The 15463-nt window shown below is 61.7% G+C and carries 15 protein-coding genes; 5 read left to right on the top strand and 10 right to left on the bottom strand.

What is annotated here, in order from left to right:
• Positions 1-366: 366 nt before the first annotated feature.
• From AACW87_RS02705 to AACW87_RS02680, 6 genes are read right to left on the bottom strand one after another with little or no spacing between them, the layout of a single operon-like run.
• A complete protein-coding gene (locus AACW87_RS02705) occupies positions 367-1545 on the bottom strand; it encodes a tetratricopeptide repeat protein (RefSeq protein WP_241326478.1) in 1179 nt (392 codons plus the stop codon).
• A gap of 2 nt (positions 1546-1547) precedes the next feature.
• Positions 1548-2210: an energy transducer TonB gene (locus AACW87_RS02700; protein ID WP_241280380.1), complete on the bottom strand. Its 663-nt coding sequence runs from the start codon at positions 2208-2210 to the stop codon at positions 1548-1550.
• Positions 2207-2608, bottom strand: a complete 402-nt coding sequence (locus tag AACW87_RS02695; protein ID WP_241280381.1) for an ExbD/TolR family protein — start codon at positions 2606-2608, stop codon at positions 2207-2209. The genes AACW87_RS02700 and AACW87_RS02695 overlap by 4 nt, the downstream gene beginning before the upstream one ends.
• Positions 2605-3135 carry a MotA/TolQ/ExbB proton channel family protein gene (locus AACW87_RS02690; protein WP_098981259.1) on the bottom strand — a complete coding sequence of 177 codons (531 nt, stop codon included), beginning with the start codon at positions 3133-3135 and terminating at the stop codon, positions 2605-2607. The genes AACW87_RS02695 and AACW87_RS02690 overlap by 4 nt, the downstream gene beginning before the upstream one ends.
• The gene (locus tag AACW87_RS02685; RefSeq protein WP_241326477.1) at positions 3132-4439 is read right to left on the bottom strand and encodes a MotA/TolQ/ExbB proton channel family protein; all 1308 of its coding nucleotides are present in this window, start codon (positions 4437-4439) and stop codon (positions 3132-3134) included. Before AACW87_RS02685 ends, AACW87_RS02690 begins: the two co-directional genes overlap by 4 nt.
• Positions 4436-5197 (bottom strand): DUF3450 domain-containing protein, encoded by a 762-nt coding sequence (locus tag AACW87_RS02680; protein WP_241326476.1) that lies wholly within the window; start codon positions 5195-5197, stop codon positions 4436-4438. Before AACW87_RS02680 ends, AACW87_RS02685 begins: the two co-directional genes overlap by 4 nt.
• Before the next feature lie 209 nt (positions 5198-5406).
• On the opposite strand from AACW87_RS02680, the gene AACW87_RS02675 reads away from it, so the two are divergent.
• Positions 5407-6183 (top strand): helix-turn-helix transcriptional regulator, encoded by a 777-nt coding sequence (locus AACW87_RS02675; protein ID WP_042873460.1) that lies wholly within the window; start codon positions 5407-5409, stop codon positions 6181-6183.
• A 62-nt stretch (positions 6184-6245) separates the two neighbouring features.
• Here the strand turns inward: AACW87_RS02675 and glmS are convergent, their stop codons facing one another.
• Both glmS and AACW87_RS02665 read right to left on the bottom strand, forming a co-directional pair.
• Positions 6246-8078: a glutamine--fructose-6-phosphate transaminase (isomerizing) gene (gene glmS, locus AACW87_RS02670; protein ID WP_043557310.1), complete on the bottom strand. Its 1833-nt coding sequence runs from the start codon at positions 8076-8078 to the stop codon at positions 6246-6248.
• Between the two features lie 61 nt (positions 8079-8139).
• Positions 8140-8913 (bottom strand): DeoR/GlpR family DNA-binding transcription regulator, encoded by a 774-nt coding sequence (locus tag AACW87_RS02665; RefSeq protein ID WP_041218325.1) that lies wholly within the window; start codon positions 8911-8913, stop codon positions 8140-8142.
• Between the two features lie 123 nt (positions 8914-9036).
• Here AACW87_RS02665 and blrA point away from each other — a divergent pair, with 123 nt between their 5' ends.
• The 4 genes from blrA (at position 9037) to creD (ending at position 13519) form a co-directional block, all read left to right on the top strand.
• Positions 9037-9711, top strand: coding sequence for a beta-lactam response regulator transcription factor BlrA (gene blrA, locus AACW87_RS02660; protein ID WP_241326475.1), 675 nt, complete (start codon positions 9037-9039; stop codon positions 9709-9711).
• 34 nt (positions 9712-9745) lie between these two features.
• A complete protein-coding gene (blrB, locus tag AACW87_RS02655; RefSeq protein ID WP_241326474.1) occupies positions 9746-11167 on the top strand; it encodes a beta-lactam sensor histidine kinase BlrB in 1422 nt (473 codons plus the stop codon).
• Between the two features lie 77 nt (positions 11168-11244).
• Positions 11245-12039: a class D beta-lactamase gene (blaOXA, locus tag AACW87_RS02650; protein WP_043557314.1), complete on the top strand. Its 795-nt coding sequence runs from the start codon at positions 11245-11247 to the stop codon at positions 12037-12039.
• 118 nt (positions 12040-12157) lie between these two features.
• Positions 12158-13519: a cell envelope integrity protein CreD gene (gene creD / locus AACW87_RS02645; protein ID WP_241326473.1), complete on the top strand. Its 1362-nt coding sequence runs from the start codon at positions 12158-12160 to the stop codon at positions 13517-13519.
• Between the two features lie 50 nt (positions 13520-13569).
• Here the strand turns inward: creD and glmU are convergent, their stop codons facing one another.
• Both glmU and AACW87_RS02635 read right to left on the bottom strand, forming a co-directional pair.
• Positions 13570-14931 carry a bifunctional UDP-N-acetylglucosamine diphosphorylase/glucosamine-1-phosphate N-acetyltransferase GlmU gene (gene glmU / locus AACW87_RS02640; protein ID WP_241326472.1) on the bottom strand — a complete coding sequence of 454 codons (1362 nt, stop codon included), beginning with the start codon at positions 14929-14931 and terminating at the stop codon, positions 13570-13572.
• A 94-nt stretch (positions 14932-15025) separates the two neighbouring features.
• A complete protein-coding gene (locus tag AACW87_RS02635; RefSeq protein WP_043135298.1) occupies positions 15026-15454 on the bottom strand; it encodes a F0F1 ATP synthase subunit epsilon in 429 nt (142 codons plus the stop codon).
• Between the last annotated feature and the right edge of the window lie 9 nt (positions 15455-15463).

The following is a 15463-nucleotide window of genomic DNA, read 5'->3' as shown; positions in this document are numbered from 1 at the left end:
CTTGTTATTGCTAACAAGTCGTTTTGGTCACTTCACCAGACATTGAAAATCAACAAAATTGTTTGATGTTCGATGCTGTGAGTGCCCACACAGATTGCTTGATTCAAATTGTTAAAGAGCGTCACGCCTGTCGCGTTGAGGAGGCGCATATTACGCCCCTCACTTCGAAAGTCAAGCGATTGTTTTCGCTTTTCTTTCGGCGCCCACTTCGCTAGGAAGCTGGCTCATCAGGTTGGCGTGTTCCGCCGTGCTGGTAGGGGCGCATTATAGGGAGCCGCGCCGGGATGACAAGGGCTTTTTGAAGAAATGCGTTCGTTTGCTGAAAAAGCAGGCTATAGCCCCTGAAGCCAGGGCTTTAGCCCCCTTTCAAGCTGCTTTTTTGCTCAACTCTTCGCTTTGAGCCTGAATATAGTTGACCCAGCTGGTTGCACGCTGTTGCCAATCATCCTGTTGCTGCAGTTCACGGGCCAGTTCCAGCGCCTGTGCATACTGCTCCTTATTAAGGTGCGCTTGCACCAGCAACGCTTTGGCGCGATTGCCTTGCTCGCCTTTCACCGACTTGATGGCCGCGAGCTGAGTCATGGCGGCATCCGTCTTGCCCTGTTGCAGCAGCAGTTCGGCGGCGCGCATGGCGGCTTTGGGCTGACCATGCTGTTTGGCCAGCAGTTGCCAGCTATCGACCGCCTTCGGCCATTCCCGGGCACCTTCCCACAATTGAGCCAGTAGTTGCTGATTGTCGGCGCTCTGTTTCATCTGGCCCTTCGCCATGGCGGTTTCCAGCAGACGGGCTCCGCGATAGGGCAGCCCCTGCCAGGCATAGAGGCGGATCAGCTGGTTGCGGGCGGCAGTGTCATCCATCAGCTGACGGTCGATGGCGGTCTGCAACAGGGCCAGCGCCTGATCACCGCGTTTGGCAGAGAGGTTGAGCGATACCGCCTGTTGCCACCATTTGCTCTCTGTCGGCTCGCGACGGATCAGCTCGGCGGCCTGATCGGCAGCTACACCGTAGCGCTGCAAGGCGGTGAGAGCGGAGAGACGAATGATGGCGGCCTGCTTCTGCCAGCTCTTCTTGAGCAGTTGTTCGCTCTGGCCGGCGGCCTCGGCGTACTGTTTGTTGTGGTAATAGAGACCGGCTAACCGCAGGCGCAAGCCATCGTCGGGTTTGAGTGCCAGTGCCGCCTTGTAGCTGGCGATGGCGCCGGTCCAGTTGGATTGCTGGGCCTGAATATCGCCACGCAGACGCAGCAACTGGAGTTGCTGCTGCTCGGGCCACTCTTTATAGGTGAGAGCCTGATCCACATAACGGCTCGCTTGGGCGGTCTGCTGCAGGTTGGCTGCCAGGGACGCCTGCAGCTGGGCCAGCCAGGCGTGCTCGGCATCGGACCCCGGCTTGAGGCCGGACGCCTTGCTCTGGGCCTGTTGCCACTGGCCGGACTGATAGAGCTTCATCACAGGCTCAAGCTGACGAGAGAAATGGGGGCTCACCTCCATTGCCAGACAGGCTTGGCTGACCAGGGCCAGCAGGCAGATCCAGATCCGCAACATAGTTATGACTCCAGTTTGAATTTGAGCGTGATGACTTGCACCAGTTTGTCACTGGCGCCGGGCCTGGGCTGATAGCGCCACTTGTTGATGGCCTGAATGGCCGCCCGCTCGAACTGACGCTTGGGTTTGGCCTCGATCACTTCCACATCCTGTACTCGCCCCTCTGCATCGACGCTGAAGCGCAGGGTCACGGCGCCTTCGATCCCGGCCTGCTGAGCGCGATAGGGGTAAACAGGCTCGATCCGTTGCAGTGGCATCAGCATGTCGCCGGCACCGACACCGGCGCCCTGCTGCTGACCATGAAAATTGCCGCTCAGCACGGGGGCCGTGCTGGTCGCCACACCGGGGGCATAGACCTGCACAGCGCTGAGGCTGGAGACCAGATCCAGGCTAGGTTGCACCGAAGGCAGCGGCGCCGCGGCCGGCAACGGCATGGGGGTCGAGGCCAGGGCGGCGGGAGGTTCCGGCAGAGGTTCGGGCTCTTGCGGCACAGGGCGTTCACGCACCTGCACCTCGGTCACTTCATTCTGCATGTTGATGACGATGGATTTTTGCTCACTCGCCACCTTCTTGCCCTTGGGGGGCTCCACCAGAGTGGCCATGAACAGCAGGATTGCCAGACTGAGGGCGATCCCCAGTCCCAGGCTCATCAACTTGAACTTCATTTCGGCGCCACCGCCACGGCGATGTTGGCAATGCCCGCCGCCTTGGCTTCATCCATCACCCGTACCACCTTGCCGTGGGGCACCCGCTCGTCGGCCTGGATCACCAGGCTGGCATCGGGCTGCTCCGTCAGCAGGCGGGCGATACTGGCCTGAACCCGCTCCACGTCTATCTGCTTGCGGTCGAGGAAGATCTGACCCTGGGCACCGATCGCCAGCATGATGCTGGAGGATTTCTGCGCCTTGGCCTGACTGGCCTGGGGTCTGTGCACCTCGAGCCCGGCTTCGCGCACGAAGGAGGTGGTGACAATAAAGAAGATCAGCATGATGAACACGATATCCAGCATGGGGGTCATGTCGATCTGTACTTCGTCACGCTGGCGTTTGGATTGCCGTCTCATTGCATTACCTTCTCTTCTCGCAGGCCGTCCCGGGTCTTGGCCAGCGCACGCCTGGCCTGGCTCTCGAGCCGGCTGAGTAACAAGACGCCGGAGAGGGCCACCACCATGCCTGCCATGGTGGGTATGGTGGCACGGGAGATACCGCCTGCCATGCTCTCCGGGTTAAAGCGGTTGGCCGCGGCCAACGCATCGAATACGCCTATCATGCCGGTCACTGTGCCCAGCAGCCCCAGCATGGGGCAGAGCACCACCAGGGTGCGGATGAAGATCAGATGACGGTTCAGCTCCAGCTCGGCCTGGGCCAGCCAGCGACCGCGAATGGCCCTGGCATGCCAGCTGTGGCGCTCGCTGCGCCCCTGCCAGCGGCTCAGCAGCTGTTGCTGCAAGGGACCAAAGCCCAGATTGAGGTAGAGCAGCCGCTCGATCATCAAAATCCACATCAGCACCAGCAGGGCCAGAATGACCCAGAGCACGGGGCCGCCACGGCCCATGAAGCTCTGCAACTGTTGCCAGATGTCGAGCATCATGCTGCTCGCTCCATCCCGCCGTTATTGCTCTCGGCGCGCTCGGCCAGGATGCCGGCGACTTGCTGCTCTAGCACATTGGAGAGCTCGGTGAAGCGGGACTGCAGCAGGCTGTGAGCCAGGATCAGCGGAATGGCCGCCACCAGACCCTGTACCGTGGTAATCAGCGCCATCGAGATGCCGCCGGCCATGATCTTGGGATCACCGGTACCGAACTGGGTGATGGCCTGGAAGGTGCCTATCATGCCGGTCACGGTACCGAGCAGACCCAGCATGGGAGCTATGGCCGCGATCACCTTGACCATGCCGATGCCGCGCTCCATGCGGGGCGTCTCCTGCAGGATCGCCTCGTCCAGCCTCAGTTCGAGGGTCTCCATGCTCAGCTCGGGATGCTGCTCCGCCACCGTCAGCACCCGACCGAGGGCGTTGTCGGCGTGATATTCGCCGCTCTTGAGCTGACGACGCACCCGGCCCAGTTCACGGGAGAGGCTCCACAGCCGCGCGGCGGTAATGCCCAGACCTATGGCGGCCAGCAGCACTATGATGGCGCCAACCTGACCACCCTGCTGGACTTGCTGCCAGAAGGTGGGGGCCTGCGCCAGCATCTCCAGCAGGGTACCGTGGGAGGGATCCAGCGGCAGCGCTTCCCCTTCCTGACCCTGATAGGCCGCAACGTCGGAGAGCACGCCACTTGGCAGACCCAGCACAGGGCTCAGACCCTCGGCTGTGGGCTGCAGGAAGCCTTCACCACCCAGCAGGGCAAAGCTGCCGACCCGGGTCAGCGCCTGCTCGCTGGCAGCCCCCTGGGCATCGAGCACCTTGCCGTCGAACCGGGCGATCCGGCCAGACTCGTTGATCTCTTGCAGCAGAGTCGCGGGCAACAGGGCGAGGGCGGCGCGATCCGGCACCTGCTTCTCCTGCGCCATAGCCTTGAGCGGGGCGAGGCGCTCGGGATACTGGCCCTCGACCGCGGACTCGGCCAGCAGCTTGACCGCATCGCTTGCCCCCTGACGGGTGACCGCGAAGATCTCGTTCATGTCGCCGGAGGCCTGCTCCCACTGGGCGTTGAGCTCCACCAGCTGCTTCTCGTTGCCGGCAAACTCGGCCGCCAGCTGCTTGCTGAGGCTCTGGGCCGCGGCCAGTTTGGCACGAGCACCGTTCAGCTCCTTGGAAACGGATGCCAGATCCTGCTGCGCCTGCTGTTCACGGGCTTGCTCCTGCTGCTGCCAGGCTTCATCGGCAACGGCGGCAGTGGTGCCCAGAGAGAGGGCAATAGCGAGGGGGAACCACTTCATGGTGACGCTCATGACTGGGCCTCCTGACCACGGCTGACGGAAAGGGGGACATTCAACAACTGGGGGACCTTCTTGTCGGCAGCCATCTCCAGCGCCTCAGCGATGGGAGAAAGCCACTGGCTGTCGAGGGCCTGCCACTGCTTGCTCTGCGCAGACCAGCGCCACGCCTGGGAGCGATCGGCGGTCATCGCCAGCAGGGAGACCCGGCCCACTGCCAGCACATCGACCCGGCGCGGTGCGCCGTCCAGCGCCAGCTCGGCGGAGTAACTATCCATCCGGCTGCCATATTCGGCTTCGATTTGATAGGCCTGCAGCAGCTGACGGAACTTCTCCGCCTCGCTCACATCCGCTCTGGCCAGGGTCGCTTTCAGCTGTTCAACCCGCGCCAGCCGATCTTCCCTGCGCAGCGGGATGTCATTTTGTACCAGTTGCTCCAGGTCGGCCTGCATCTGCAGCATCAGCGGGATCAAGCCCTGCCGGGTCTCCTGTACCGCTTCCAGCTGTTGGCTCAGCTTGCCCAGCTCATTTTGCTGATCGGCCACCAGAGACTGCATGTAGCGGTTGTAGGCTTCCAGATCGCGCAGTTGCAGCTGGGCATTTTGCAGCTCCAGCCGGGCGGCAACGGCCGCATCGGCGGCTTTTTCCACTCGCTGCTGGGAGACTTTTCCGGCAGCTATGCTGCTCTTCAGTGCCGGTGCGACCAGCTCGTCGGCGCCGGCAGCGAAGTGGACTGACAATGGCAACAAGGCCAAACCCCAAAACTTATTCATGATATAAATCTTAACAATGATAACTATTCTCATTGTCTCAAAGAGTGGGGTCAGTGGCAATCAGATGATTTTCTTGGCCTTCGGCCGAAAAAACAGGATAATTTTTAAGCAAGCACGGGAGTCACTGGCGTTGGTAGTCACAACACCAAATTAATAAATAAAAAATATCTTTTCGATCAATGTGATAGAGATCGAAAAAGGAGATGTACATGTTTAACGATGCGATCTGGGAACACATCGATCGGTTCACCAAGGCCAAGAAGACCAGCGATATCCAGCAGCAACTGGAGCGCTTCAGTCATCAGATGGGCTTTGATTACTTCCGTTTGCTGATTATTTTCCCCATCAGCATGCAGAAATCCCACGTGGCGTTGTTCAACAACTGCCCCACCAGCTGGTTCGATGCCTACACGGAGCGGCACTACCTGACCCAGGATCCTGTGGTCTTCCTGGGCCTGAAGCAGACCCAGCCCATCTTCTGGAACAAGCTCGACTGCGACTCTCCCTGGCTGCCCAGCGCCAGCCGGGAGGTGATGAATCTGGCCGCCGACTTCGGGGTGAGGAACGGTGTCTCCTTCCCGCTGCACACCCCGCAGGGGGAACACGGCATCCTCTCCTTCATCAGCAAGGAAAAATCCAACTCCGATCTGATGTTTGAAAACGTTCCCCTGCTGTCGTTCTGCGCCAGCTACATCTTCAACTCGGCGCTGCAGCTGATAAAGAGCAGGCCGGATCTGATGAAGTACCTGACCGAGCTGTCGGACCGGGAGAAAGAGTGTCTGTTCTGGGCCAGCGAGGGCAAAACCTCCTGGGAGATAGCCACCATACTCGGCATCAGCGAGCGGACCGTTAACTTCCACCTCAATCAGGTCACCAACAAGACCGACTCGAAGAACCGCAACCAGGCGATCGCCAAGAGCATCTCCAGCGGCATCATAGTGCCCTCGCTGGACGACGTGACCATCACCAACCTGCGGCTGTCATAGCGCCCCCACCAGACAAACAAAAAGAGCCGCAATGCGGCTCTTTTTTCATTTCTGACAACGGCTTATTCCACGGTCACGGATTTCGCCAGGTTGCGTGGCTGATCCACGTCCGTGCCCTTGATGAGGGCGACGTGGTAGGAGAGCAGCTGCAACGGCACAGTGTAAACGATGGGGGCTATCATCTCTTCCACATGGTTCAGGCTCATCACCCGCATGGTCTCGTCGCTCTTGAAACCGGCATCCGCATCGGCGAACACGTAGAGGATACCGCCACGGGCACGCACCTCTTCCACGTTGGACTTGAGCTTCTCCAGCAGATCGTTGTTCGGCGCCACCACTATGATGGGCATCTCGGCATCGATCAGCGCCAGCGGGCCGTGCTTCAGCTCACCGGCGGCATAGGCCTCGGCGTGGATGTAGGAGATCTCTTTGAGCTTGAGCGCCCCCTCCATGGCGATGGGGTACTGGCTGCCACGGCCGAGGAACAGGCTGTGGTGCTTGTCGGCGAACTCTTCGGCCAGGGCTTCGATATCCTTGGCCAGCGCCAGGCTCTCCTTGATGCGCAGCGGCAGGGCTTGCAGCGCCTTGACCAGCTCGGCCTCGGCGGCGGCGCTCAGGTTGCCACGGCAGTGACCGACCGAGGCCACCAGCATCAGCAGACCGGCCAGCTGGGTGGTGAACGCCTTGGTGGAGGCCACCCCAATTTCTGCCCCCGCGCGGGTCATAAAGGCCAGATCCGATTCGCGCACCAGGGAGGAGCCTGGTACGTTGCAGATGGCCAGCGAGCTCATGTAGCCGGACTGCTTGGCCAGCCGCAGGGCGGCCAGGGTATCGGCGGTTTCGCCGCTCTGGGACAGAGTCACCAGCAGGCTGTTGGGGCGCACGACCGACTTGCGATAGCGGAACTCGGAGGCGATCTCCACGTCGCAGGAGACGCCGGCTATCTCTTCGAACCAGTAGCGAGCCACCATGCCCGAGTTGTAGGAGGTGCCGCAGGCGACTATCTGGACGTGCTCGACCTTGTCGAAGATGGCACGGGCGCCGTTGCCGAACGACTCGACCACAACGTGATCCGTGCCCAGACGGCCTTCCAGGGTGTTGGTGATGGCCTTGGGCTGCTCGTAGATCTCTTTGAGCATGTAGTGGCGGTATTCGCCCTTGTCACCGGCATCGTGGGAGAGCTCGGATTCCAGCTCTTCGCGCACCACGGCGTCGCCATGGGTATCGAAGATGTGCACGTCGCGGCGGGTCACCTCGGCCACGTCACCCTCTTCCAGGAAGATGAAGCGACGGGTCACCGGCAGCAGCGCCATCTGGTCGGAGGCAATGAAGTTCTCGCCTATGCCGCGGCCGATCACCAGCGGGGAACCTGAGCGGGCCACGACTACACGGCTGTCGTCACGGCTGTCCATCACCACGGTACCGTAGGCGCCGCGCAGCTGCTTCACCGCCACCTGCATGGCTACCAGCAGACTGGGGGCGGATTTCAGCTCGTGGTGCACCAGGTGAGCGATCACCTCTGTGTCTGTGTCTGAACTGAACACATAGCCCAGCCCTTGCAGCTCGGCCCGCAGCTCTTCATGGTTCTCTATGATGCCATTGTGCACTACGACTATGTGCTCGGAGACGTGGGGGTGGGCATTGCGCTCGGACGGCTCGCCATGGGTAGCCCAGCGGGTATGGGCGATACCGGTTCCACCGTGGACGGACTGCTCCTCCAGCGCCTTGGCCAGCTCGGCCACCTTGCCCAGACGGCGAACCCGCTGCAGCGGCTGGCTGGCGCTGAACACGGCCACACCGGCGGAGTCATAGCCACGGTATTCCAGACGGCGCAGGCCTTCTACCAGGATTTCAGCCACATCACGTTGGGCGACGGCCCCGACGATGCCACACATACACTTCTCCTCGATTGAATTCAGAAATAGGTTTGGATAACGGGATATTTGATTGGCGATATCAGCCGGCCACGGGGGCGCAGATCAGCGTGATCCCCCGGGCTTGAATCTGTTCTCTGGCCGAGCTGGCCAGCCCTTCGTCGGTCACCAGGGTCTGGATGTTTGCCCAGGGCAGCTCGAGGTTGGGGATCTTGCGGCCTATCTTCTCCGACTCGACCATGACGATGACCTCCCGCGACACCTCGGCCATCACCCGTGACAGGCCCACCAGCTCGTTGAAGGTGGTGGTGCCCCGCTCAGGGTCTATGCCATCGGCGCCGATGAACAGCTGGTCGAAGTCATAGGAGCGCAGCACCTGCTCCGCCACCTGACCCTGGAAGGATTCGGAGTGGGGATCCCAGGTGCCGCCGGTCATCAGCAGGGTGGGTTCGTTCTCCAGCTCGCGCAGGGCACCGGCCACGTTGAGGGAGTTGGTCATGACGATCAGACCGCGCTTGTTGCCCAGCATGGGGATCATGGCGCTGGTGGTGCTGCCGCTGTCGATGATGACGCGATTGTGATCGCGGATCCGTTCGGCGGCGGCACGGGCTATGGCTAGCTTTCGTTTCGAAACTTGCTCGGGATTGCTGTCCACCACCATCTCGCTGGGCAGGGGCACGGCACCACCGTAACGACGCAACAGCAGGCCTCCGGTTTCCAGCACGGCCAGATCTTTGCGGATGGTCACTTCGGAGGTGGAGAAGTGCTTGGCCAGGGTATCGACGCTCACTTCCCCCTGCTCCTGCACCAGGCTCACTATGGTGTGGCGGCGCTGCTGGGTATTACGTTTGGTCATCTTTAAGTTTCGATTCGAAAGAATGCCGAAATGTTAGCGCCTTTTTTGGAAAAATAAAACAGCAAATAGGATCCGATTTGGTTCGATGCCAGAATGGGACAACGGATTTACGACGAGGACGCCATGCAAAAACGAGTCATCTGGCTGGTGGAAGATGAGGCCAGCATAGCCGACACCCTGATCTATGCGCTGCAAACCGACGGCTTCGAGGTGGAGTGGTTTCCCCTCGGCCAGCCGCTGCTGGCACGACTGGAACAGACGCGACCGGATTTTCTGATCCTGGATGTGGGGCTGCCGGACATCAGCGGTTTCGAGCTGTGCAAGCAGGTGCGGGCCTGCTGCGACACTCCGCTGATGTTTCTCACCGCCCGCAGCGAGGAGATAGACAGGCTGATCGGGCTGGAGATAGGGGCCGACGACTATGTGGCCAAGCCCTTCTCGCCGCGGGAGGTGTGCGCCAGGGTGCGGGTCATTCTGCGCCGCAGCCAGCCCACAGCCCCCCCACAGAGCCAATTGCTGGCACTGGATGAGGAGCGGGCCCGCATCAGCTTCCACGGTCAGCCGTTGGCGCTCACCCGTTACGAATACCTGCTGCTCAAGACCCTGATGCAGGCGCCGGGCCGGGTCTACTCCCGCCAGCAGCTGATGGATTTGGTGTGGAGCGGGGCGGAGGAGAGCCTGGATCGCACCGTCGACACCCACATCAAGACCATCCGCGCCAAGCTGCGGGAGCGCGACCCGGACGCCAACCTGATCCTGACCCATCGCGGGCTGGGCTACAGCCTGGAGCTGGCATGAACATGCTGCTGCCGTGCAGCGGCCGGGAGCCGACATGAGAATTGGACTGCAACTGCTGTGCGGGCTGGTGCTGATCTTCGCACTGGCCGCCTGGTTCGTGCTGGAGATCTTCGTCGAGGAGATAAAACCCGGGGTGCGCAGCGCCACCGAAGATACCCTGGTCGACATGGCCCAGATGCTGGCGCCGCTGGCACTGGACGATCTGCAGGAAGGAAAGATGGCGGATGGCAGGCTGGCCAGCGCCTTCTCCCGCCTCAACCAGAGCCCCATCAACGCCCTGATCGACGGCCACCTCAAGCAGCAGGCGGAGTACCGCATCTATGTGGTCGACCGCTGGGGCAAGGTGGTCTACGACTCGGACGGGGTGGATCTGGGCAAGGACTACTCGCGCTGGAACGACGTCTATCGCACCCTGCGCGGCGAATACGGTGCCCGCAGCACCCGCAGCGACCCCGACGATCCCGCCAGTTCTGTGATGCACGTGGCCGCGCCGTTGCGGGAGGGGGACGATATCCTGGGCTCCCTCACGGTCGCCAAGCCCAACCGCACTTTGCTGCCCATGATAGAGCGCAGCGAACACCAGCTGTTGCAGGGGGCGGCCCTGCTGCTGTTCATCTCGCTGCTGATCGGCGCCCTGCTGGTGTGGTGGCTTAACCGCGCCATCGGCAAGCTGGTGCACTACGCCGATGCGGTCAGCCACAACCAGCCGGCCAGCCTGCCGCGCCTCTACAGCCCCGAACTGGATCGGCTCGGCCGATCTCTGGAGACCATGCGTCGCCAGCTGGACGGCAAGGCCTATATCGAAGCCTATGTGCACAGCCTGACCCACGAGCTGAAGAGCCCGCTGGCCGCCATTCGCGGGGCAGGGGAGCTGCTGGCGGAAGCACCGCCACCCGAGGTGGCTCGGCGCTTCATCGGCAACATCAATCTGGAGACGGCCCGCATGCAGCAGCTGATAGAACGCATGCTGCAGCTCGCGCGCCTCGAATCGGGGCAGGGGCTGGACAGACAGTCCATAGCCCCCGCCAGGCTGGGCAGGCGGGCGCTCGACGCCCGCCAGATCCTGGCCCAGCGCCGCCAGGTGACGCTGGTGGCCGAACTCGGCGAGGCCCAGAAACAGAAGTGGGACTCGCTGCTGGTGGAGCAGGCCCTCGGCAACCTGCTGGACAACGCCCTCGACTTCTCGCCCACCGGCAGCACGGTCAGATTGACCGGCGAGATGAGCGCCGACGGTTACTGTTTCCGGGTGCAGGATCAGGGGCCCGGCATTCCGGACTATGCCCTGCCACGCATCTTCGAGCGTTTCTACTCCCTGCCCAGGCCCGACAAGGGCAAGAGCAGCGGCCTGGGGCTCAGCTTTGCCACCGAGGTGGCCCGCCAGCACGGCGGCCACCTGAGCCTCGGCAATCAGCCCGATGGCGGAGTGCTGGCCGAGCTCTGGCTACCCACCGGCTGACACTTCACACTGGCCACATAAAGCGGCGTTATGCTGCCGCCTCCCGGCCCTCAGCCCCATTTGTCCAAGGAGACCCCATGTCCCGCATTCTGTTACCCGGCCTGCTCGCCGCAGGCCTGCTATTCTCGCTGCCGGCCAGCGCCGCCTCCGGCTGCATGCTGTTTGCCGATGGCAGCGGCAAGCCCATCAGCAGCCAGGGGGATTGCTCAAGCCAGCTGCCTCCCGCCTCCACCTTCAAGATCCCGCTGGCACTGATGGGGTATGACAGCGGTTTCCTGGTGGATGAAAAGCTGCCGGCCCTGCCATTCAAACCCGGCGATGATGACTGGCTGCCCGCCTGGCGCGAGACCACAACCCCGAGCCGCTGGCTCACCTACTCTGTGGTCTGGTACTCCCAGCGCCTCACCGAGTGGCTGGGGATGGAGCGCTTCCAGCAGTACGTCGATCGCTTCGACTACGGCAACCGGGATCTCTCTGGCAACCCCGGCAAGCACGACGGTCTGACCCAGGCCTGGCTCAGCTCCAGCCTCGCCATCAGCCCGCAGGAACAGGCCCGCTTCCTCGGCAAACTGGTGAGCGGCAAGCTGCCTGTCTCCGCCCAGACCCTGCAGCACACGGCCAATATCCTGCGTCAGCCCGACATCGACGGCTGGCAGATCCACGGCAAGACCGGCATGGGCTACCCCAAGCTGCTGGATGGCAGCCTCAACCGGGATCAGCAGATCGGCTGGTTCGTCGGCTGGGCCAGCAAACCGGGCAAGCAGCTCATCTTCGTCCACACAGTCGTGCAAAAGCCCGGCAAGCAATTCGCCTCGATCAAGGCGAAGGAAGAGGTGTTTGCCGCCCTGCCCGAACAGCTGAAGAAGCTGTGATGCCAAGACCGGCGCAAGGCGCCGGTTTTTTTATCGCCCTTCACCCCAACTTCACACGGCCTCATCGCCTCTTCACCCGAGCCAGACACACTTGTTCCCGTCAACAAGGAGACGTGTCATGGTCAAACAGATATTCAGCCACAAAATCTTTCTGCTGCTGTTGCTCAGCCTGCTGCTGATGGTGCCGGTGCAATCCATCATGGAGCTGAACCGGGAGCGTCAGGCCTATCGCAGTCAGGCCATCCACAGCATCATGGCCAGCAGCAGCGGTCCGCAGCGACTGCTGGGGCCTGTCGTGGTGCAGCCTTACACCCGCACAGTCACTGTGGAGCAGGATGGCAAGCGCTTCGAGCGCAAGCTGCAGCTCTACCGCTACCTGCTGCCGGAGCAGCTGGATGTGCGGGCCAGCATGGAGGTCACCCCCCGCAAGCTCGGCATCTATCAGGCTCAGGTCTATCACACCCGGCTCTCCCTCTCGGGGCGCCTGCCCACCGGGCTGAACGGCAAGGCCCTGATAAGCGGCGAACCAGACCTGACCGTCGATGGCGCCGATCCGGCGCTGGTGGCGGGTACTCCCTATCTGAGCCTGGTGCTGTCCGATGCCCGCGGCATCAACAGCGTGCCGGAACTGCAGCTGGGTGAGCAGCGCATCGCCTTCACCCCCGGCGCCCTGCTGGGTGACGGTCTGGCCGGTATCCATGCGCCGCTCAATGCCCTGCCGGATGAGGGAGACGCCTTTCATATCGAGCTGGATCTGCAGGGAATGAATGAGCTGGAAGTGGTGCCCCTCGGCCAGGACAGCAAGCTGCAGCTGAGCGGCAACTGGCCTCATCCCAACTTCATCGGTGACTTTCTGCCGGGCAGCCGCACCCTCACAGCCCGGGGGTTCGACGCCAGCTGGCAGAGCAGCTGGTTCGCCACCGACATGGAGACCAGTTTCAACCGCATGATGAAGGGCGCCGGCGGCGATCTGCCCGCCTTCAGCGTCAGCCTGGTACAGCCGGTGGATCACTATCAGCTGAACGAGCGGGCGGCCAAGTATGCCCTGCTGTTCATCGGCCTCACCTTCCTCAGCTTCTTCATGTTCGAGCTGCTCAGGGGATTGCGGGTACACCCTATCCAGTACGCCCTGGTGGGCATGGGGCTGGCCATCTTCTATCTGGTGCTGCTGGCGCTGACCGAGCACCTCGGCTTTGGCTGGGCCTACCTGATTGCCAGCCTGGCCAGCGTTGCCCTCAACGGCTTTTATCTCAGCCATGTGCTGGGCGGCCCCAGACAGGGGCTCGGCTTCGCGGCCCTGCTCGGGCTGGTCTACGCCATCCTGTTCGGCCTGCTGCAAGCACAGGAGACAGCCCTGCTGCTCGGCGCCCTGCTGCTGTTCGCCATACTGACGCTTGTCATGGTGCTGACCCGCAAGCTGGACTGGTATCGGGTGATGGGAAGTGTCCCGACACTCCCCGCCATCGAGCAGGATAGCTAAAAACAAAACCGGCGCCATCAGGCGCCGGTTTGCATTTCATTGATCGGGCATCACTTCTTCTTGACCGGACGAGCCCAATTGCGGATGTGGCGCTGGGGTACCCGGGTAATCACGAGTTCATGCTCACCCACATCCTTGGTAATAGTAGAGCCCGCCCCCAGGGTTGCTCCCTTGCCGATGCGAACTGGCGCTACTAATTGAGTATCGGAACCGACGAACACATCGTCCTCGATGATGGTCTGGAACTTGTTGACCCCGTCGTAGTTGCAAGTGATGGTACCGGCCCCGATGTTCACCTTGGCGCCGATCTCTGCATCCCCCAGATAGGTGAGATGACCACACTTGGAACCGACCCCGAGACGGGATTTTTTCATCTCGACGAAGTTGCCAACGTGCGCATCCTGCTCCAGAACGGAGCCGGGACGCAAGCGGGCAAATGGACCGACCGAACACTGATCCGCGACCTGGGCGCCCTCGATGACTGAGTAGGGCTTCACCTCGGTGTGGTCGCCGATCACGCAATCCTTCAGCACGCAGCCGGCCCCGATGCGCACGTGGTTACCGAGCGTCACCTTGCCCTCAATGATGACATTTACATCAATAACCACTTCCTCGCCAATTTCCAAAACTCCCCGTAAATCAAAGCGTGCGGGGTCGATCATGGTGACGCCGGCGATCATCAGCTGCTCGGCCTGCATTTGCTGATAACTGCGCTCCAACTGAGCCAGTTGAACCCGATTATTGGCCCCTTCCACTTCCATGGCATGGTCCGGATGCACGGCGGCTATGGGGCAATTATCCCCGTGCGCCATGGCAATCACATCCGTCAGATAGAACTCGCCCTGGGCATTCTTGTTGTCCAGACGTGACAGCCATTGACGCAACTGGCCACCGTTGGCCACCAGCACGCCTGTGTTGACCTCGCGAATGGCGAGCTGCTCGGCGTTGGCATCCTTCTGCTCGACGATGCCGACCACCTGGCCGTTGGCGCGCACTATGCGGCCATAACCGGTCGGGTTGTCCAGCACCACTGTCAGCAGCGCCATGCCATCGCTTGCCTTGGCAGCCAGCAGCCGCTGCAGGGTTTCCGGCTGGATCAGCGGGGTGTCGCCGTACAGCACCAGCACGTCATCCTCATCTTTCCAGAACGGGATGGCCTGGGCGACGGCATGACCGGTACCCAGTTGCTGGGCCTGCAGTACCCAGTTCAGATCGGCGGCCTGGATCCGCTCCTTCAGCAGCTCGGCACCGTGGCCATAGACCAGATGCAGTTGCTCGGCACCGACCTTGCGGGCGGTGTCGATCACATGGGAAACCATGGGTTTATTGGCTACCGGGTGCAGCACTTTGGGCAGGGCTGAGCGCATGCGGGTACCTTTACCCGCCGCCAGGATCACGACATTGAGGGACATAACTCGACCTTTGGAACATGAATAAATACTCGGCGGAGTCTATCCAACGAGTAAAAAAAAAGCGACCCGAAGGTCGCTTTTTGCATCACCGAACTTAACGGTAATTCTTTTTGACGATATCGATAACCCGCAGTTGGGCCATCGCCTTGGCCAGCTCGGTAGCGGCCTGGGCATAGTCGATATCACCATGGGAGCTGTGGATCCGCTCTTCGGCCGCACGTTTGGCTTCCTGGGCTTTCGCCTCATCCAAATCGTTGGCACGAATCGCAGTATCCGCCAGCACGGTCACGGCTTCGGGTTGCACTTCCAGCATGCCGCCGGAAATATACAGCACCTCTTCGCTACCATTTTGCTTGATCAAGCGGACCAGGCCCGGCTTGATGGCAGTCAGCAACGGAGCATGACCGTGACGGAGACCCAGCTCACCTTCGGAGCCTGATACCTGAGCAGATTGCACCCGACCGGAAAAAAGTTTCCCTTCGGCGCTCACCACATCCAGGTGAAAGGAGATCATCTCAGCCATGGGCCCTCC

The organism is Aeromonas sp. MR7 (assembly GCF_963899385.1).
Lineage (GTDB): Bacteria > Pseudomonadota > Gammaproteobacteria > Enterobacterales > Aeromonadaceae > Aeromonas > Aeromonas bestiarum.
Note: the sequence above shows the minus strand (reverse complement) of the source record. Positions and strands in the feature narration are given on the sequence as shown.